The sequence below is a fragment of the Frateuria sp. GZRR35 genome (assembly GCF_051900415.1).
In the GTDB taxonomy this organism is placed as follows: Bacteria; Pseudomonadota; Gammaproteobacteria; order Xanthomonadales; family Rhodanobacteraceae; genus Frateuria_A.
This window is the reverse complement of sequence record NZ_JBHZGL010000003.1, coordinates 231,812-249,114: the sequence shown is the minus strand read 5'-3', so window position 1 is coordinate 249,114 and position 17,303 is coordinate 231,812. Positions and strand designations below refer to the sequence as shown.

The following is a 17,303-nucleotide window of genomic DNA, read 5'->3' as shown; positions in this document are numbered from 1 at the left end:
TCATCTGCCAGAGGAAGCCGCCATGAACCACGTGTTCCCCCACCCGTTGCGCCCGCACCCATGGGGCAAGGTCGCGCTCGTCGTAGCGCTGCTCGGCATCAACGTTGAAGCCACCCGGGCCCAGGTGCTAGTCACCGACACCACTGCCATTGCGGCGAGCGAGGAAGGCTTCAAGTCGCAGTTGGCACAGAGCATTGCCGAATACACCAGGCAGGGCATGCAGTACGCCAAGCAGCTCGAGCAGTATTACCAGCAGGTCGAGCAGTTCAAGCAGTTGCTCATGACCATCAAGGGCCTCGGCACCAACATATCTTTTTCCTCGAACAAACTCGAGCCCATTGACGATCCCACTGAGCTTATCGACCAGAACTGCCCGAGTGCGTCGGGTGGCTCGATCATAGGAGGCCTGGTGACATCGGTCGTATCGGCGATCAGTCCGGAGACGCCCATTACCGTGGCTCAGCAGCAGATCTGCGCGAACATCACGATGCTGCAGATCGACGAGTACAACCGCACGGTGGCCGTGCTCGACCAGCTCGATCAGTACGGCGGCACCTTGCAGAAGTTGAACAAGCTCGCCAACGAAGTCAAAACGCTGGGCACGACGAGCGGCGCCACTACTCAGGCTGCCACTTACAGCGCAACCACGGCTTTTGCGATGCAGCAATGGCGGACAGCCATTGCTGGAGACGAGGCGATCATCCAGGCGCTCAACCAGCAACAATCCATGCTGGCGAAAAAGGCGCTGAACGGCCGGGACGTGCTCGGAACCGTGGTGCAAGCCGCGGCACTGAAAGCCGCCTTCTCGGTCGACTGACGCATTCGCGCGGCGTCCCGGGCATCAAGGAAAGGCCGCCAAGCGCGCAAGAAAGGAATCAGGCGCAATGCCAACAAACCTCGCCGATTTCGTTTACTTCAGGCTGGTGTACGACTACCTGAGTAAGCAGATCAACACCTTCGGAATGGACCTCATGGCGTCCTTCATGACCTGGGCAAGCGCACTGGCGCTGCTCATGGTCACGCTGTGGATCACGATCCAGGGTTACCGGCTGATTACAGGGCGATCGCACGAATCGCTGATGGCGATGGTGATGAACATGACGCGCATCGTCATCATCGTCAGCGCCGCAACGACGATGTCGGTCTTCGGCTCGAACCTGCAACAACTGTTCACCACCGACCTGAGTACCGGCATCAACCAGTTGTTCACCGGCAGCGACGATACCGCAGCGGAAACGATCGATCAGAATCTGGCCTGGACTCAGCTTGCGCTGGGCGCGATCGATGTCGTGCAGGTCGCTCCGGGCGACGTGGAGAACGCCCAACGCAAGGCGCACGCCATGCTCATCGCCGGACTGGGCACGGCCAGCCCGCCGATGGCTGCCGGTGCGATGCTGCTGCTCTATCAGGCCACCATTGCCCTTTTCATCGGCATGGGCCCACTGTTCATCCTTTGCCTGATCTTCGACCAGACCAAGGATCTCTTCCGCAAGTGGCTGCTTTACGGCATCGGCACGCTCTTTTCCATGGCCGCGCTCAGCTTCATCAGTTCTCTCGTTTTGCAGCTGACGTTGCGCGTGGCAGCCGCACTCTGGACCGCGAACCTGGTCAGCCAGATGACCACGCTCGGCGCCGAAGGTCTTTCCAACCAGGCCCTGCAACAAGGCGGTATCGGCCTTTTGATGACCGTCCTGATCGTCAGCGTGCCGCCATTGGCCGCCGCCTTCTTTCAGGGCACCGTGGGGAGTTTCATGCACTACTCGGCCTTCGGCGGCGGTCCTGGCAATCGCCCTGGGCCGCAAGGACAGCCGCCGGGATCCTACGGTGGGTATGGCGGATCGCACGCACATCAACCCTCTCAGGCAAGGCAGCCAGGCCATCAGCAGCATGGGGGCAATAGCCAGCACGGCGGTGCGCTGCCTGGGTCCGGCGCACGCACGACGGCCATGTCGCCCCCGCTTCGGGACGATGCGATCCCGGTGCGCCCGCATCCGAGAGACTAGAACTGATCCCAATCGGGGTCAGTTCCCGCAAACGGTTCGCCAACCCGATGGAGATCGCCTTGATACGAGACGCCCGTTCCGTCCTTCTTGCGCTCGGCGCCGCGGCCGCTGGCCTGACCACAGCGCCGGTTCACGCCCAGAGCGTGGATCCCTGCACCGTCTATACCTGCATGGCCGGCATTTCCGGCGCGGGCGCAAGCGGTGGCCCCGCCTGCGTGCCTGCGACCACGTACTTTTTCAGCCTGGTCGTGTTTGACCCTTGGTTCGACGCGCCGGCGACCTCGCAGTTGCGCAGGACCTACCTGATGACCTGCCCGGGGGCAAACGTCGCGACCAATGCCGCGCTGCTGAACGCGATCATTGCCGAATGGGGCGCCGTGCCCTGATGCCGCCAGTTCGGTCGGACCTGACCCATGGAAAGGTAAGCCCATGACGTTGCGCAACAAGGCGATTGCCGCCTCCCTGGCTCTGCTGCTGGCGCTGGGCGCGGGTCTTTACGCATCCGGATGGTGGGTGTTGACCCTGCTGCACGTGCAGGCACCACTCGGCGTTGCCACGTACGCGCGTTACCTGGCCGCGACCGCCAGGCCGGAAGTTCACCCCTACGTGGCCCAGATCAAGCTCGCCGGCGGCGCGGGATTCGGCCTGCCCCTGGCGGCATGGGCGGGCTTGCTCTATTTCATGTTCAGACCGCGGTCGCGCCCCACCCACGGTGACGCCCGCTTTGCCGGCCGTGGCGACCTGGCCCGGCTTGGGCTGCTCAACGACGACCCGACCGGCATCATCGTGGGCAGGCTAGGTCGCAGCTTTCTGCGTCTTCCGGGCACTCGCCACGCCTTGCTCGCCGCGCCGACACGAAGCGGCAAGGGAGTCGGCGCAGTGATCCCGAACCTGCTCAGCTACCAGGGCTCGATGGTCGTCCTGGACATAAAGCAGGAGGCCTTCGACATCACTTCGAAGTGGCGCTCCAAGCTCGGCCCGACTTTCCTATTCAATCCATTTGCCGAGGACCTCCGGACCCATCGCTGGAATCCGTTCGCTTACGTGCGGACCGGCGCGACCCACCGCACGTCCGACCTGCAGGCCATCGCCGATTGCCTGTACAAGGACCCGCCGAACCAGGATCCTTTCTGGGCGAACATGGCGCGCTCGACCTTCGTTGCATCCGCCAGCCTCCTGTTCGACTGCTGGAGCGACGGCCTCGGCAAGGGGTTCGCCAAGGACGATGGCTATCCCACGCTCGGCGCGATCTACCGCCTGCTTTCCGGGGACGGGAGCGATCTCAAGACGCACCTGAAGTCCGTGCTCCAGCTCCCCCACGTCAGCCACGAGACACGCACGGCCTTTGCCAATGTCACCGCGTTGGCGGAGCAGACCTTCACCTCCGTAATCGCCAGCACGCAGGCTCCCCTACTCATCCTTGCCAACCCGATCCTGGACGAGGCCACCTCGGGCAACGACTTCTGGTTGCCGGACCTGCGCCGCCGGGTGCAGTCGATCTACGTCGGCATTTCCCCCAGCAAGCTCACCGAAGCGGCCGGCCTGTTGAACCTGTTCTTCAACCAGGCGATCAAGCTCAACGTGGACGTTACCCCGGACAAGGATCCGACCCTGCGGCACCCGTGCCTGTTCATGCTGGACGAGTTCACCGCACTGGGCCGGGTGGACGTGATGGTCGACGGCGTAGCCTATTTCGCCGGCTACAACGTGCGCGTGTTCTGCGTGATCCAGTCGCTCTCCCAGCTCGATGCCGTGTACGGTGCCGACAAGGCCCGCAGCATGATCACCAACCTGGCTTGCCAGGTGATTTACACGCCGCGCGAGCAGCGGGATGCCAACGAGTACAGCGAGATGCTCGGCTACACCACGCAGCGCAAGCGGCAGCGCACGCGCTCCCGGGGTAGATTCGGCCAAGGCAGCAGCGTGTCCCTGGCGGAAGTCGAAGAAAAGCGCGCGCTGATGCTGCCGCAGGAGCTGAAGGCGCTCGACCCGAAAAAGGAAATCGTCTTCATCGAGGGCACGCCGCACCCGATCCGCTGCAACAAGATTCGCTACTACGAAGATGGCTTCTTCAAGTCGCGACTTCTGGGTGCTTCCAGTGTGCCTCACCTGGAGATTGGCCGGCAGCGCGATGAGCCGGCCGGGATTACCTAGTCTCTCGCGCCGTGGCTGCCCGGATGCGGCTCGCCACCGCATCAAAGAATTCCGCAGGCAGTTCCGCCTTGACCGGCACCCGCCACCACCCCGGCTGCGCGAAGCGCCGGCACTTGATCGCGTCCTTGTCGGTCATCAGCACCGGCAAGTCTTCGCCAAAGTGGAAGTCTGCCGGGACGAAGGCGTGGTGATCGGGGAAGGCGTGTTCGACCGGCAGGATGCCGTAGGCGCGCAGGCTGTCGAAGAAGCGGGCGGGATGGCCAATGGCGGCCACGGCGTGCACGCGCTGGCCGGTGAAGGCGGTCAGCGGCTGACAGGTGTCGTCGGTGAGCGCGCAGGCCTCGCCGCCGCGTAACTGCATGGGATAGGCGCCCATGCGTTCGCCGCCGTTGCACACGCGGATGTCGGCGGTGGCCAGACGCATCAACGGTTCGCGCAGCGGACCGGCGGGCAGCAGGCGGCCGTTGCCGAAGCCCCGCACGGCGTCGATGACACAAACTTCCACGTCGCGGGCGAGGCGGTAGTGCTGCAGGCCGTCGTCGGCGATGACCACGTCGCAGCCGCTGCCGATCAGCAGGCGGGCGGCGGCGGGGCGGTCGCGGCCCACTGCCACCGGGATGCCCTGGGTGCGGATCAGGCTGGGCTCATCGCCCACCCGCTGCGGGTTGGGTGCGTCACCGAGCAGCAGCGGCTCGCGCTGGGTGCCGCCGTAGCCGCGGCTGACCACGCCCGGCGTGAAACCACGCTCACGCAGTGCCTGGGCCACGGCTATCGCCAGTGGCGTTTTGCCGGTGCCGCCGGCGGTGATGTTGCCGATCACCACCACCGGCACGGGCAGGCGGATGCTGCGGCGCCAGCCATGCCGGTAAAGGAAACGGCGCAGGCCGCTGACGCCGGCGTAAAGCCAGGACAACGGATGCACCCACACCGGGGTGCGGCCATCGTTGTACCAGGCTTCTTCCAGCTTCTGCGCGAGCGCCATGAGGACGCCTCAGCCTTCTTCCTGCTCGTGGAACTGCATGCGGTGCAGCGCGGCGTACTGACCGCCCAAGGCTACCAACTCGGCGTGAGTACCGCGTTCAACGATGCGCCCCTGGTCCATCACGGCGATCTGATCGGCGTGTTCGATGGTGGACAACCGATGCGCGATCACGAGCGTCGTGCGATCACGCATCAGGCGCTGCAGCGCTTGCTGGATCAACCGCTCCGACTCGGTATCGAGCGCGCTGGTGGCTTCGTCCAGCACGAGGATCGGGGCGTTCTTGAGGATGGCGCGGGCGATCGCGAGGCGCTGGCGCTGGCCGCCGGAAAGCATGCCACCGCCCTCCCCGATCCAGCTATGGATACCCTCGGGCATCGCGCGGATGAATTCCATGGCGTTTGCCGCCTCGGCAGCCGCAACGATCGCTTCCTCGCTGGCGCCGGCAAGCTCGCCGTAGGCGATGTTCTGGGCCACGGTGCCTTCAAACAAGATGACGTTCTGGCCGACCCAAGCGATTTGCTTGCGCAACGAGGCCAGCGTGTACTGCTGGTAATCACGACCATCGATCAGAATGTGTCCGCCTTCCAGCATGTGGAAGCGCGGCAGCAGGCTGACCAGCGTGCTCTTGCCGCTACCTGATCGGCCGACCAGCGCCGTAATGCTGCCCGGAGGGCAGACCAGATCAACGCCCCGCACTGCTGGCGTCTGCGCGCCCGGATAGCTCATCGAAACCTTTTCGAATCGAATGTCGCCGCGGCTCTGGACCAGCTTTTCGGTGCCATGATCCTCCTCTGGCTGCATGTCGATAATCTCGAACATGTCCTCCGCGGCCGCCACGCCGCGCTGGACATCGCCCTGCACGTTGGTCAGACGTTTTAGCGGCGTGAGCAAACCGCTCATGGCAACCATCACCAATGCAAACGTACCGCTGGTCATAGTCGGCAACACCAGAGGGCGCGTTGCCAAGAAAATGATCGCAGCCAATGCGATGGCCGCGGTCGTCTGCACGGCGGCGCTCGACAGGGCCGCCGTCTTGGCAATCTTGAGATTGAAGCGCCCCGTGCGATCGGCGATCTCGTCGAAGCGCCGCTGCTCACGATGCCCGCCGCCGTAGATGCGAACCTCCCGGTGCCCGTCAACCACTTCGCGGACCGCACCGGTGACGTTGCCCATGGTGTCCTGCACGCTGCGACTGATCCGCCGATAGCGACGGCTGATCCAAGTCATCAGGGCAACGATGGTAGGCACCATCACTAGCAGACCAAGGGTCAGATAGGGACTGGCGATCAACATGTCGACCATCAGGCCGATCACGAGAAGGCCATCGGTGATCATAGACTTGACCGAAGTCGTCGCAGCCTTGGCCACCTGCTCGGACGTGTAGGTGATGCGGGAAATCTGTTGGCCGGAGGTCTCCGCACCAAAAAAGCGGACCGGCAACCGCAGATAGCTGGCGAATACCTGCTCGCGCAGATCCTGCACCACATGCCGGGCAAGCTTGCCCATGCCGTAGTCACCTTGGTACGAAACCACCGCACGCACGACGGCCAGCACCATGATCAGGATGGGAAGCCAGAAGATCGCCTGCGGGTCCTTCTCCACAAACAGGTGATCGATCATCGGTTTGATCAGCCACGCAAACAGCGCGAGGCACGCCGAATCGAGCACCATGCAGATCATGGTTAACGTGCCCGTTCCCCAATAGGGCACCAAGTATTTCAGCAGACGCTTGTAGACGCGCCACGTCTCATTCCAGTCGACCTTGGAGTGTTCCGTCACTGTGGTTCCTTGGAACCAGGCGTGGTCGCGATCGCCAACCGGGTGAAACCGAGCTGGCCGAGCGCATCCATGGCCGTCACCACATTCTGGTGCGGTGTCTGCGCATCGGCACGGATCGTGACTGGCCGGTCGTGGTCGTCGCCGGCCACGCGCGCGATGGCCTGCTTGAGCGGGTCGACCCCCTCGCCCACGACGGCGTCGCTACCGACGTAGAAATGCCCGTCGCGGTCGATCATCACGGTCAACGCGGGCGCCTGCATGTCGCGCTCCTCGGCGCTGGCCTGCGGCAGCGTGACCTGCATGCGCGAGTGCTGCACAAAGGTCGTGGTCAACACGAAGAACATCAAAAGCGTCAGCAGCACGTCGATCAGCGAGATGACGTTGATCTCGAAGTCGTCCTGCCGACGATCGGAACCGATACGCATGCTTACCCTCAGCCGCTGGTCGCGGCGGTCGTCGCCGTGCGGCGCGGACGGACCGCCGGGGCGGGCGTACCGGTCAGGTCGTCCAGCAATGCGGTAGCCTGCTTCTCCATGTCGACGCAGTAGCCCGCCACCCTGGAGCGGAAATAGCGGTGCAGCACGTAGGCGGGGATCGCCACCACCAGGCCCATGGCGGTGCAGATCAGCGCTTCGCCGATGCCACCGGCCATCTTGGTCGGATCGGCCATGCCGCCGGCCATCACCTGCATGAACATGCGGATCAAGCCGATCACGGTACCGAGCAGGCCCAACAGCGGGCCGATCAGCGCGATGGTGCCGAGCGTGTTGAGGTAGCGCTCCATGCGATGGACGACGTGGCGGCCGGTGTCTTCGATGCGCTCCTTGATCTGCTCGCGGGGGCGGTTGCGCACGGCCAGGGCGCCAGCCAGCAACTCGCCCAGCGGCGAGCCGGCAGCGAGCGCTTCCAGGTGCGCGGGATCGAGCTGGCCGCTGCGCGCCCACTTGCGCACTTCTTCGCCCAGCCCTTCGGGCAGCACAGCCTTGCGGCGCAGGGACCACCAGCGCTCCAGCACGATTGCCAGAGCCACTGCCGAACAGATCAGGATGGGGGCCAACGCCCATCCGCCAGCCATCAGAATTTCAAGCACTGCCTAACTCCCGCCAGGGCAACTTCTCAAGGAGACGCCGAATCATAGCAGTCCCTTCACATGGTTCCGCGGCGCGCTTGGCAGTTGCAAAACCACCGGTTCATTCGCGCCAGTAGCGGGGGCGTCGCTGGCGCCAGGTGGCCGTTGCAGCGGGCTCGACCGTGGGCGGAGCGTCGATTTCGATGGCACCGCGAATCGCGGTGTTGAGCAAGGGCACGCCCGCCTGGGCGTAGCGCGCGAGCACGAGCGGGTGCGGATGGCCGAACCGGTTATGCCAGCCGGCGGAAACCAGTGCCAGCTGCGGCGCGATCGCGGCGATAAAGGCGGGGTCGGACGAGTAACGGCTGCCATGGTGCGGCACTACCAGCACGGTCGGGCGGCTCCTCCCGACCGCAGCCGCCACGGTGGCTTCCATGTGACTACTGATGTCCCCGGTGAGCAGCAGGCGCCCGCCCGCACCATCCACGGCCAACACGCAAGAACGGTCGTTGCGCCGCCCGGCCGTTTGCGGGCCGGGCGAGAGTACGCGGAAATCCACGCCATCCCAGCGCCATGCCTGCCCCGCCCGGCACGGCTGCATGGGAAGCGGCATCCGCCCTGGCTCACCCGCATAGCGTGAGGCGTCGGGAAAGGCCTCCGCTACGGCAAGCGCACCACCGGCATGGTCGTTGTCGGCGTGGCTGATCATCAGCTGATCCAGCCGGTCGATGCCCAGCGCGTGGAGCGCCGGTACCACGACCGCCTCGCCCAGATCGAAGCCGGATGGATAGCGCGCGCCGGCGTCGTAAACCAGCGCGTGCCGGCGTGTGCGTACCACGATCGAAAGCCCCTGCCCCACGTCCAGCACCCAGGCCTGGAACCCGCCAATGGCCGGCAATCGCACCGCCGGCCAGACCAGCGGCAGGAACAGCAGCACCCCCAAGGCACGCAGCGGCAGGCCGCGCGGGGCGAACAGCCACAGCGCACCGAGCGTGGCCAGCAGCAGCGCCCACGGCCCCACCTCCGGCAGATACCACTGCGCACCGGGCCATGTGGCCAACCGTTCCAGCAGCCACCACTGGGCGTGGGCGAGCACGGCGGCCAGCTTCAACACGGGCGTCGCGGCGGCGGGCGCGAGCAGAAGCAGCAGCATGCCCAATAGCGCGCAGGGCACGATCACGAAGCTGACGAAGGGCACGGCGATGAGGTTGGAGAGCGCGCCGACCAGCGAGGCCTCGCCGAAGAACCACAGCGTCAACGGCAACAGCGCCACCGTCATCACTAGCTGCCCGGCGGAGAGTTCGTGCAGAAATCCACGCACCCCCCTCGGGCGGGCCTCAAGGCAAAGCATCAGGAAGGCCACGCCCACGAACGACAACCAGAAGCCCGCCGACAGCACAGCCAGCGGGTCGGCCAGCAACATCGCGATCAAGGCAAGGCCCAGCGTCTGCGCGCCGCCGATCGCGCGACGGCTACAGCGGGCCAGCGCTACCACGGCGATCATCAGCAAGGTGCGCACCGTGGGAAGACCGAGCCCGGCCAGCGCTCCGTACAACCCGGCAACCAGCAACGCCGCAGCCGCCTGTGCGGGCATGCGCGGCAGCCGAAGTGCCAGACCAGGCCACAGGAGATACAGCAGGCGCACCAGTCCCGCGCCGAACAGTGCGGCAACCCCTACGTGGAAACCGGAGATGGCGATCAGGTGCGGGACACCGTTGGCGCGAGCGACTTCCCAGTCGTCCTGGTCCAATCCGCGCGTATCGCCGATGGAGAATGCCTGCAACAGCGCCGCATCGTGCGGGTCCGATACGCGGGCGGCGATGCCGCGGGAAATCCGGTCTCGCAGTCCGTCGACACAACCGCCCGATTGCAGCAAGCGATGGATGCCGTCCTCGCGCACGTAGCCGGTCGCGGCGATGCGCTTCTCCAGCGCACTGCGCTCGCCATCGAAACCGCCCGGATTGAGCAGGCCACGTGGCCGCCGCAATCGCACATGCAGTTGCCAGCGTGAGCAGGCCGGGAGCACGGGGGCATCGTCGTACCAGCTCAGGCGCACGTGACCATGCAGTGGGACCGGCTTTCCGTCGAGGGCCGCCTGTTCCACATCGAACACGAAGCGGGTGGCGTCGCTGCGCACCTGTGGCAATCCGGACAACGTGCCGACCACGTCGAAATCGCGCCGCTCCAGGTCGCGCGGCAGACGCAGGTCGAGCGCGAGGGTGCCGCGCCAGATCGCCCAGGCCGCACCCAGCAGGACCAGCGCCGGCAAGCGCAGCCGCGGCCAGTGCAGGCTGGCCCACAGGACGAACAAGCCGGGAAGCGCGCTCCACGCCGACGGCGGTAAGGCAGGCAGCCATTGCACAGCCGCCACGCCAAGCAGCAAGGCGACACCGGCTACCGCCGCACCGGGCATCCTTGCCTCGTGCATCCCATCCTCCCGTCGGAGGAACCAGCTTACCGGCTACCCGCCGGCGGGATGGCTGAAATGCGTGTAGGGGGACGGCACCGTGAACAAGGCGCAAGTAAGGCGCACGTCCGGCAGCGGTGGGCGGATGCCCGCCTTACGCAGCCCTCAGGCCAGCGGCGCGCGGGCCTTTTCCTGCAACACGCCGTTATGCAGCTCGAGCGTGCGATCCATCTTGGCCGCCAGCCGGTGGTCGTGGGTCACCAGGATGAAGCTGGTGCCAACCTCGCGGTTGAGCTCGAGCATCAGTTCGTAGACGTGCGCTGCATTGCCTTCATCGAGGTTACCGGTCGGCTCGTCGCCGAGCACACAGGCCGGACGCGTCACCAGGGCCCGGGCGACCGCACAGCGCTGGCGCTCGCCGCCGGAGAGTTCGGCGGGCTTGTGCGCCTCGCGCTTGCCCAGTCCCACCCGTTCCAGCAGCACACGCGCCTGGCGCTGCGCCTCGGCGATGGACACGCCGCGGATCAGCAGCGGCATGCAGACGTTTTCCAGCGCGGTGAACTCGGGCAGCAGGTGGTGGAACTGGTAGATGAAGCCCAGCGACCGATTGCGCACGCGTCCGCGCTCGGCGTCCGAAAGTTTGGAGAGGACGCGGCCGTCCACCTCCACCTCGCCCCGGGTCAGCGTGTCCAGGCCGCCGATGATGTGCAGCAGTGTGCTCTTGCCCGAGCCCGACGCGCCGACAATGGCCAGCGTCTCGCCGCGCTTCAAGGTGAAGTTGACGTCGGTGAGCACCTCGGTCTTCAGGTCGCCTTCCTCGTAGGTCTTGGCGATCCCGCTGGCACGCAGCACGACGTTCTTGTCCATGGTGGAAGGCTTACTCATAGCGCAGCGCCTGTGCCGGCTGCGTGCGCGAGGCGCGCCACGCCGGATAGAGCGTGGCCAGCAGCGAGAAAATGAAGGTGACCAGCGTGACCCAGCCCACATCGCTGGCGACCAGCTTGCTCGGCACTTCGCTGATGTAATAGACGTCCGGCGAGAGGAAGGTCACGCCGGTAAGGTGCTCGATCCATTTGACGATTGCCGGCAGCTTCCAGGACAGCAGCGAGCCCAGGCCTACGCCGAAGCCGATGCCGACCACGCCCACCAGCACGCCCTGCACCATGAACATGCCCATGATGCTGCGCGGGGTCGATCCGAGCGTACGCAGGATGGCGATGTCCGCCTGTTTGTCGGTCACCAGCATCATCAGCATCGAGATCAGGTTGATCACCGCGACCAGGATGATCAGCGACAGGATGATGAACATGACGTGCTTCTCCATCGAGATCGCGGAGAAGAAGTTCGCGTGGCTGTCCATCCAGGTCTGCACCATGTAGAACTGGCCCAGCGCGTTGGCCAGCTCCCGTGCAACTGGACGCGCGTTGAACATGTCGTCGAGCTTCAGGCGGATGCCGCTGGGGCCATTGAGGCTGCCGAGTTTCTCGGCGTCGTGCATGTTGACCAGCGCCAGGCCCGAATCGAATTCCTGCATGCCCAGTTCGAAGATGCCCACGACATGGAAACCGCGCAGGCGCGGGACACTTCCCATCGGGGTCGCGCGAAACTCGGGTACCGCCATGGTCACGCGGTCGCCGACCGTCACGCCCAGCGTCAGCGCCAGTTCCTTGCCCAGCACGATGTTCCAGCTGTCGGGCTTGAGCTCGTCCAGGCTGCCCTCGACCATGTGCGTGTTGATGTCGGAGACCTTGGGTTCCTGCGACGGATCGACGCCACGCACCAGCGCACCACTGGGGCGGCGGGCCTGCAGGAAAGCTTCCATTTCCACATAGGGCGCGGCGCCCTTTACATGCGGGTTGGCCTCGGCGATCTGCACCGCGCGTGGCCAGTCGCGCACGGCCTCGCCGGGAAGGCCAGACACGGTGGCGTGCGAGATGGCGCCCAGGATGCGCGTGCGCAATTCGGAGTCGAAGCCATTCATCACGGACATCACCGTGATCAGCGCCGTGACGCTGATGGCGATGCATACGATCGACACGGTGGAAATGAAGGAAATGAACTGGTTGCGGCGCTTGGCGCGCGTGTAGCGCAGGCCGATGAACAGTTCGAGCGGTCGGAACATGGGCGGTCGCTTCTTCCAGTCGATGGGCGGGCCGCCCTGTCGGAGCATTATCGGGTATTCGCTCGGACCGTGCCCATGAGGAAAAGTGCCGCGTGCGCGACTACAGGAGCGCAGCTGTGCACCACCATCTTCCCGGTCGCGCGCAGGTGCACTCCTACAGCGTGTCGGCGACGTGCGCGGCCAGGCGCATGCGCAGGCGGCGGCGGATGTCCGGATCGCTGTTGTCTGATGTCAGTACCAGAGTTTCGGTCGCGCTGTCGGTCTTCAGCCGTAGCAGGACGCTGGTGCCGATCACGCGATGGGAAAGCAGCGTCGCAGGAAGCTGGCTGCGGTCGGCCCGATAGAGCGTCCAGCCGTCTGAACCGTACCTCACGCCGGCGATGCGCGGGTGCATCAAGCGGCGCGCGGTGATAACGGCCAACACCAGAGAGCCGGCTGCGAGCACCAGCTTGATGCCAAGCGGCGCGCCACTCAACCCAATGGCGACCACGGCAAGCGTGGTGACAACGGCCAGGAGCCGGCCCGGCAAGCGCGAGGGTCGGTAATCAAAGCCGATGGCGGGCGCGGATGTCATCGATGATCGCCTGCCAGTCGGCGCGCGGCGCCTGCGCGTGGCCCATGATCCAGTCCCACAGGTCCGGGTCTTGGGTATCGAGCAGTTCGTCGAAGGCCTGGCGTGTCGCAGGGTTTGCCCCTTCGTAACGCTCGTCCAGCCAACCGCCCAGCAGGGCGTCGAGTTCGCGCGTGCCGCGGCGGGCACGCCAGCGCAGGCGGGCGAGGCTCATGCGAAAGCGCCGCCTCTAGCCCCCTCTCCCCTCCGGGGAGAGGGTTGGGGTGAGGGGCGGGGCTCGCGAGGAAGATGGGCCAACGCGCGAACGCGCCTTGCCCGCTTTGCCGCCGAAGCACAACCCATATCTTCTGGGTTCGTGGCGAAGGCTCTGATACAGGTGTGTCGCAAGAGTGTCCCCTCACCCCAGCCCTCTCCCCGGAGGGGAGAGGGCGCTAACGCGCGCCCTTACGAGCGGCGCTCGACCATCAGCTTCTTGATCTCGGCGATCGCCTTGGCCGGGTTCAGACCCTTCGGGCAGGTGCGCGCGCAGTTCATGATGGTGTGGCAGCGATAGAGCTTGAACGGGTCTTCCAGGTCGTCGAGGCGGCCACCGGTGTCCTCGTCACGGCTGTCGGCGATCCAGCGATAGGCCTGCAGCAGGATGGCCGGACCGAGGTAGCGATCGCCGTTCCACCAGTAGCTCGGGCAGCTGGTCGAACAGCAGGCGCACAGGATGCACTCGTAGTAGCCGTCCAGTTGCTTGCGGTCTTCCGGCGACTGCAGGCGCTCGCGCGCCGGCGCCGGGCTCTGCGTGCGGATCCACGGCTTGATCGAGGCGTACTGCGCGTAGAAGTGCGTCAGGTCCGGCACCAGGTCCTTGACCACCGGCATGTGCGGCAGCGGGTAGATCGCCACCTCGCCGCCCTTGCAGTCGTCGATGGCCTTGGTGCACGCCAGCGTGTTGGTGCCGTCGATGTTCATCGCGCAGGAACCGCAGATGCCTTCGCGGCAGGAGCGGCGCAGCGTGAGCGTGGAATCGATCTCGTTCTTGATCTTCAGCAGCGCGTCCAGAACCATCGGGCCGCACGTGGCCATGTCGACCTCGTAGGTGTCGACCCGCGGGTTCTGGCCATCGTCCGGGCTCCAGCGGTAGACTTTGAAGGTGCGCGGCTTCTTGGCGCCCTTGGCCGGAAAATGCTTGCCGGACTGGATCTTGGAATTCTTCGGTAGCGTGAACTCTGCCACGGTGACCTCACTTGGTCTGTGCGCTCATCCATGAGCGCGAAAATCAAAAAGCGGCCATCCATGGCCGCACTCTCGAATTCAGTAAACGCGCTTCTTCGGCGGCACCACGTCGACCTCGTCGGTCAGCGTGTACATGTGCACCGGACGGAAGTCGAAACTGGTCTGACCCACGTCGCTCAGGCTGACCAGGGTGTGCTTCATCCAGTGCTCGTCGTCGCGCTCGGGGAAGTCCTCGCGCGCGTGCGCACCGCGGCTTTCCATGCGCTGCTCGGCCGAGTGCATGGTTACCACCGCCTGCGCGAGCAGGTTGGACAGTTCCAGCGTCTCGATCAGGTCGGAGTTCCACACCAGCGAGCGGTCGGTGACGCTGACGTCCTTGAACGAGTCGAACACCTCGGAGATGCGGCGCTTGCCCTCGGCCAGGGTGTCGCCGGTGCGGAACACCGCCGCGTCCTTCTGCATGGTCTTCTGCATCTCGGCGCGGATCTGCGCGGTGGGCTTGCTGCCCTTGGCATAGCGAAGCGCGTCGAAGCGGCCCAGCGCCTTGTCCAGGATGCTGGTCGGCAGGTCCTTGTGCAGCGTGCCGGGCTTGACCAGCTCGGCGCAGCGGCCGGCCACGGCGCGGCCGAACACGACCAGATCGAGCAGCGAGTTGGAGCCCAGGCGGTTGGCGCCGTGCACCGATACGCAGGCCGCCTCGCCGATGGCGAACAGGCCCGGCACCACGGCGTCAACGTCGTCGCCCTTCTTCTGCACGACTTCGCCGTGATAGTTGGTCGGGATGCCGCCCATGTTGTAGTGCACGGTCGGGATGACCGGGATCGGCTCCTTGGTCACGTCCACGCCGGCAAAGATGCGCGCTGATTCGGCGATGCCCGGCAGCCGCTCGTGGATCACGTCGGCGCCCAGGTGCATCAGGTTCAGGTGGATGTGGTCCTTCTCCGGACCAACGCCGCGACCTTCGCGGATCTCGATGGTCATCGCGCGGCTGACCACGTCGCGCGAGGCCAGGTCCTTCGCGCTGGGCGCGTAGCGCTCCATGAAGCGCTCGCCCTCGGAGTTGGTGAGGTAACCGCCCTCGCCGCGCACGCCTTCGGTGATCAGGCAGCCGGCGCCGTAGATGCCGGTCGGGTGGAACTGCACGAATTCCATGTCTTGCAGCGCGAGGCCCGCGCGCAGCACCATGCCACCGCCGTCACCCGTACAGGTATGCGCGGACGTTGCGCTGAAGTAGGCACGGCCGTAACCGCCGGTCGCCAGCACCACGGCATGGCCGCGGAAGAAGTGCAGCGTGCCCTCGTTCATGTCCAGCGCGAGCACGCCGCGGCAGACGCCGTCTTCGTCGAAGATCAGGTCGATCGCGAAGTACTCGATGAAGAAGGTGGCGTCATGCGCCAGCGCCTGCTGGTAGAGCGTGTGCAGGATCGCGTGGCCGGTGCGGTCGGCCGCGGCGCACGTGCGCTGCGCGGTGCCTTTGCCGTAGTGCGTGGTCATGCCGCCAAACGGGCGTTGGTAGATCTTGCCTTCCTCGGTGCGCGAGAACGGCACGCCGTAGTGCTCCAGCTCGATGATGGCGGCCGGGGCCTCCTTGCACATGTACTCGATCGCATCCTGGTCGCCGAGCCAGTCGGAGCCCTTGATGGTGTCGTAGTAGTGGAAGCGCCAGTCGTCCTCGCCCATGTTGCCCAGTGCAGCGGAAATGCCGCCTTGCGCCGCCACGGTGTGCGAGCGGGTCGGGAAGACCTTGGTGATGCACGCGGCCTTGAGGCCCTTCTCGGCCAGGCCGAAGGTGGCGCGCAGGCCCGCGCCGCCGGCGCCGACCACGATCACGTCGTACTTGTGTTGCTGAACCTTGTAGGCTTCCATCGAACTCACGCTCCCAGGGCGATGCGCAGCACCGCGAGCACGCCGGCCAAGGTGGCCAGCACGGCAATGAACTTGATCGCCATCAGGAGCGTGGCCTCCTTCCAGCGGGTGTGCACGTAGTCCTCGATCACCACCTGCAGGCCGAGCACGGCGTGCCAGAACGAGGTCACGACAAAAGCGATCAGCAGCACGGCGTTCCACGGCCGCGCGACCAGTTCGCGCGCAGTGGCGTAGTCGGCGTGCAGTATGCGCAGCACCAGCGTGACCAGCCAGATGCCCAGCCCGACCAGCGCGACGGCAGTCACGCGCTGCACCCACCAGTGGCTCACGCCATGCTGGGCCGAGCCCAGGCCGCGGGCCTTCTTCAGCGGGTTGCGGTATTCCTTCGGATAGGCGCTCATGCGGCAGCTCCCAGGGTCAGCACGTAGGCCCAGACGGCTGCGGTCAGCAGCAGACTGACGATGATCGAGGCCCAGCTGGAACCCACGAACTGCACGATCTCGTAGCCGTAGCCACCGTCCTGCACCAGGTGACGGATGCCGTTGCACAGGTGGTAGAACAGCGCCCAGCTCCAGCCGACCAGGAGGATGATGCCGACCGGGCTGCCGACAAAGGCGGTGAAGTGCCCGAAGCGCTCCTCGCCGCCGGCCAGCGCGAGCAGGCCCCAGGCAACCAGCAGCAGGCCCACGGACAGGGCGATGCCGGTGGCGCGGTGCAGGATGGAGGTCACCATCTGCACTTGCCACTTGTAGACGGAAAGATGCGGTGAGAGCGGTCGTCGCGTGTCTGCCATGGCGGCTGTCCGTGTAGTGGATTCGCGTCTCGCCCGAGTCGCTCGCTGCTGTGGCCTGTGCCGGCTTGCGCCGTCACGGGCCGATCAGAAGTCGATGCAGCGTCCGTTCTTTTCCCAGTCGCCGTAGCGGGTGGGATCCGGCGCCGGCCGCTCCGGTCGCGCCTCGCCCTGGGCCGGCCGCGCGGGCACGGTGGGCTGCTCCGCGGGCGCGGAAGCAGGGGCGGGTTCGTTCTTGGAGGAGGTCTCGGACATAAGTAAAGCCGCAGAAGCGTAATACGCGCTGGCCAGACAGCACAACCTTGACGGGTGCGCGAAAACCTGTCCGGACCTTGC

The 17,303-nt window shown here is 65.8% G+C and carries 18 protein-coding genes; 4 read left to right on the top strand and 14 right to left on the bottom strand.

The features are described 5' to 3' along the window. Window positions 1-22: 22 nt before the first annotated feature. The 4 genes from ACFWZ3_RS05785 to ACFWZ3_RS05770 all read left to right on the top strand — a co-directional run bounded on the left by ACFWZ3_RS05785 (window position 23) and on the right by ACFWZ3_RS05770 (window position 4,157). Window positions 23-817: a hypothetical protein gene (locus ACFWZ3_RS05785; protein WP_439706795.1), complete on the top strand. Its 795-nt coding sequence runs from the start codon at window positions 23-25 to the stop codon at window positions 815-817. Window positions 818-884: 67 nt separating this feature from the next. Further along, a complete protein-coding gene (locus tag ACFWZ3_RS05780; protein WP_439706794.1) occupies window positions 885-2,003 on the top strand; it encodes a type IV secretion system protein in 1,119 nt (372 codons plus the stop codon). A gap of 47 nt (window positions 2,004-2,050) precedes the next feature. Then, entirely contained in the window at window positions 2,051-2,389 is a 339-nt protein-coding gene (locus ACFWZ3_RS05775; protein WP_439706793.1) for a hypothetical protein, read from the top strand. 43 nt (window positions 2,390-2,432) lie between these two features. Beyond that, complete coding sequence (locus ACFWZ3_RS05770) at window positions 2,433-4,157, top strand: type IV secretory system conjugative DNA transfer family protein (RefSeq protein ID WP_439706792.1); 1,725 nt, start codon at window positions 2,433-2,435, stop codon at window positions 4,155-4,157. Here the strand turns inward: ACFWZ3_RS05770 and lpxK are convergent. The 14 genes from lpxK to ACFWZ3_RS05700 form a co-directional block, all read right to left on the bottom strand. Then, window positions 4,150-5,139: a tetraacyldisaccharide 4'-kinase gene (gene lpxK, locus ACFWZ3_RS05765; RefSeq protein WP_439706791.1), complete on the bottom strand. Its 990-nt coding sequence runs from the start codon at window positions 5,137-5,139 to the stop codon at window positions 4,150-4,152. The genes ACFWZ3_RS05770 and lpxK overlap by 8 nt on opposite strands. Before the next feature lie 9 nt (window positions 5,140-5,148). Continuing rightward, the gene (msbA, locus tag ACFWZ3_RS05760) at window positions 5,149-6,918 is read right to left on the bottom strand and encodes a lipid A export permease/ATP-binding protein MsbA (RefSeq protein WP_439706790.1); all 1,770 of its coding nucleotides are present in this window, start codon (window positions 6,916-6,918) and stop codon (window positions 5,149-5,151) included. Continuing rightward, window positions 6,915-7,343, bottom strand: coding sequence for an ExbD/TolR family protein (locus ACFWZ3_RS05755; protein ID WP_439706789.1), 429 nt, complete (start codon window positions 7,341-7,343; stop codon window positions 6,915-6,917). The genes msbA and ACFWZ3_RS05755 overlap by 4 nt, the downstream gene beginning before the upstream one ends. 8 nt (window positions 7,344-7,351) lie before the next feature. Beyond that, window positions 7,352-8,008, bottom strand: coding sequence for a MotA/TolQ/ExbB proton channel family protein (locus tag ACFWZ3_RS05750; protein ID WP_439706788.1), 657 nt, complete (start codon window positions 8,006-8,008; stop codon window positions 7,352-7,354). Window positions 8,009-8,108: 100 nt separating this feature from the next. After that, complete coding sequence (locus ACFWZ3_RS05745) at window positions 8,109-10,415, bottom strand: DNA internalization-related competence protein ComEC/Rec2 (RefSeq protein WP_439706787.1); 2,307 nt, start codon at window positions 10,413-10,415, stop codon at window positions 8,109-8,111. A gap of 144 nt (window positions 10,416-10,559) precedes the next feature. Then, window positions 10,560-11,279 carry a lipoprotein-releasing ABC transporter ATP-binding protein LolD gene (gene lolD / locus ACFWZ3_RS05740; protein ID WP_439706786.1) on the bottom strand — a complete coding sequence of 240 codons (720 nt, stop codon included), beginning with the start codon at window positions 11,277-11,279 and terminating at the stop codon, window positions 10,560-10,562. Then, window positions 11,272-12,516 (bottom strand): lipoprotein-releasing ABC transporter permease subunit, encoded by a 1,245-nt coding sequence (locus ACFWZ3_RS05735; protein WP_439706785.1) that lies wholly within the window; start codon window positions 12,514-12,516, stop codon window positions 11,272-11,274. Before ACFWZ3_RS05735 ends, lolD begins: the two co-directional genes overlap by 8 nt. A gap of 154 nt (window positions 12,517-12,670) precedes the next feature. Continuing rightward, on the bottom strand, window positions 12,671-13,090 hold the full coding sequence (locus ACFWZ3_RS05730) for a protein YgfX (RefSeq protein WP_439706784.1): 420 nt from the start codon (window positions 13,088-13,090) through the stop codon (window positions 12,671-12,673). Beyond that, window positions 13,062-13,301 (bottom strand): succinate dehydrogenase assembly factor 2, encoded by a 240-nt coding sequence (locus ACFWZ3_RS05725; protein ID WP_439706783.1) that lies wholly within the window; start codon window positions 13,299-13,301, stop codon window positions 13,062-13,064. Before ACFWZ3_RS05725 ends, ACFWZ3_RS05730 begins: the two co-directional genes overlap by 29 nt. 230 nt (window positions 13,302-13,531) lie before the next feature. Next, on the bottom strand, window positions 13,532-14,311 hold the full coding sequence (locus tag ACFWZ3_RS05720; protein ID WP_439706782.1) for a succinate dehydrogenase iron-sulfur subunit: 780 nt from the start codon (window positions 14,309-14,311) through the stop codon (window positions 13,532-13,534). A 78-nt stretch (window positions 14,312-14,389) separates the two neighbouring features. Beyond that, entirely contained in the window at window positions 14,390-16,177 is a 1,788-nt protein-coding gene (gene sdhA, locus ACFWZ3_RS05715; RefSeq protein ID WP_439706781.1) for a succinate dehydrogenase flavoprotein subunit, read from the bottom strand. 5 nt (window positions 16,178-16,182) lie between these two features. Continuing rightward, a complete protein-coding gene (gene sdhD / locus ACFWZ3_RS05710; RefSeq protein ID WP_439706780.1) occupies window positions 16,183-16,578 on the bottom strand; it encodes a succinate dehydrogenase, hydrophobic membrane anchor protein in 396 nt (131 codons plus the stop codon). After that, complete coding sequence (gene sdhC / locus ACFWZ3_RS05705; protein WP_439706779.1) at window positions 16,575-16,970, bottom strand: succinate dehydrogenase, cytochrome b556 subunit; 396 nt, start codon at window positions 16,968-16,970, stop codon at window positions 16,575-16,577. Before sdhC ends, sdhD begins: the two co-directional genes overlap by 4 nt. An 84-nt stretch (window positions 16,971-17,054) precedes the next feature. Then, window positions 17,055-17,222 (bottom strand): DUF1674 domain-containing protein, encoded by a 168-nt coding sequence (locus ACFWZ3_RS05700; RefSeq protein WP_439706778.1) that lies wholly within the window; start codon window positions 17,220-17,222, stop codon window positions 17,055-17,057. Window positions 17,223-17,303: the final 81 nt, after the last annotated feature.

Coding starts and splice junctions, on each gene's coding strand:
- lolD (WP_439706786.1), bottom strand. CDS start 11,279: ATGAGTAAGCCTTCCACCATGGACAAGAACGTCGTGCTGCGTGCCAGC.
- ACFWZ3_RS05700 (WP_439706778.1), bottom strand. CDS start 17,222: ATGTCCGAGACCTCCTCCAAGAACGAACCCGCCCCTGCTTCCGCGCCC.
- ACFWZ3_RS05770 (WP_439706792.1), top strand. CDS start 2,433: ATGACGTTGCGCAACAAGGCGATTGCCGCCTCCCTGGCTCTGCTGCTG.
- ACFWZ3_RS05755 (WP_439706789.1), bottom strand. CDS start 7,343: ATGCGTATCGGTTCCGATCGTCGGCAGGACGACTTCGAGATCAACGTC.
- ACFWZ3_RS05730 (WP_439706784.1), bottom strand. CDS start 13,090: ATGACATCCGCGCCCGCCATCGGCTTTGATTACCGACCCTCGCGCTTG.
- ACFWZ3_RS05785 (WP_439706795.1), top strand. CDS start 23: ATGAACCACGTGTTCCCCCACCCGTTGCGCCCGCACCCATGGGGCAAG.
- ACFWZ3_RS05725 (WP_439706783.1), bottom strand. CDS start 13,301: ATGAGCCTCGCCCGCCTGCGCTGGCGTGCCCGCCGCGGCACGCGCGAA.
- sdhD (WP_439706780.1), bottom strand. CDS start 16,578: ATGAGCGCCTATCCGAAGGAATACCGCAACCCGCTGAAGAAGGCCCGC.
- ACFWZ3_RS05780 (WP_439706794.1), top strand. CDS start 885: ATGCCAACAAACCTCGCCGATTTCGTTTACTTCAGGCTGGTGTACGAC.
- lpxK (WP_439706791.1), bottom strand. CDS start 5,139: ATGGCGCTCGCGCAGAAGCTGGAAGAAGCCTGGTACAACGATGGCCGC.
- ACFWZ3_RS05775 (WP_439706793.1), top strand. CDS start 2,051: ATGGAGATCGCCTTGATACGAGACGCCCGTTCCGTCCTTCTTGCGCTC.
- sdhA (WP_439706781.1), bottom strand. CDS start 16,177: ATGGAAGCCTACAAGGTTCAGCAACACAAGTACGACGTGATCGTGGTC.
- sdhC (WP_439706779.1), bottom strand. CDS start 16,970: ATGGCAGACACGCGACGACCGCTCTCACCGCATCTTTCCGTCTACAAG.
- ACFWZ3_RS05735 (WP_439706785.1), bottom strand. CDS start 12,516: ATGTTCCGACCGCTCGAACTGTTCATCGGCCTGCGCTACACGCGCGCC.
- ACFWZ3_RS05745 (WP_439706787.1), bottom strand. CDS start 10,415: ATGCACGAGGCAAGGATGCCCGGTGCGGCGGTAGCCGGTGTCGCCTTG.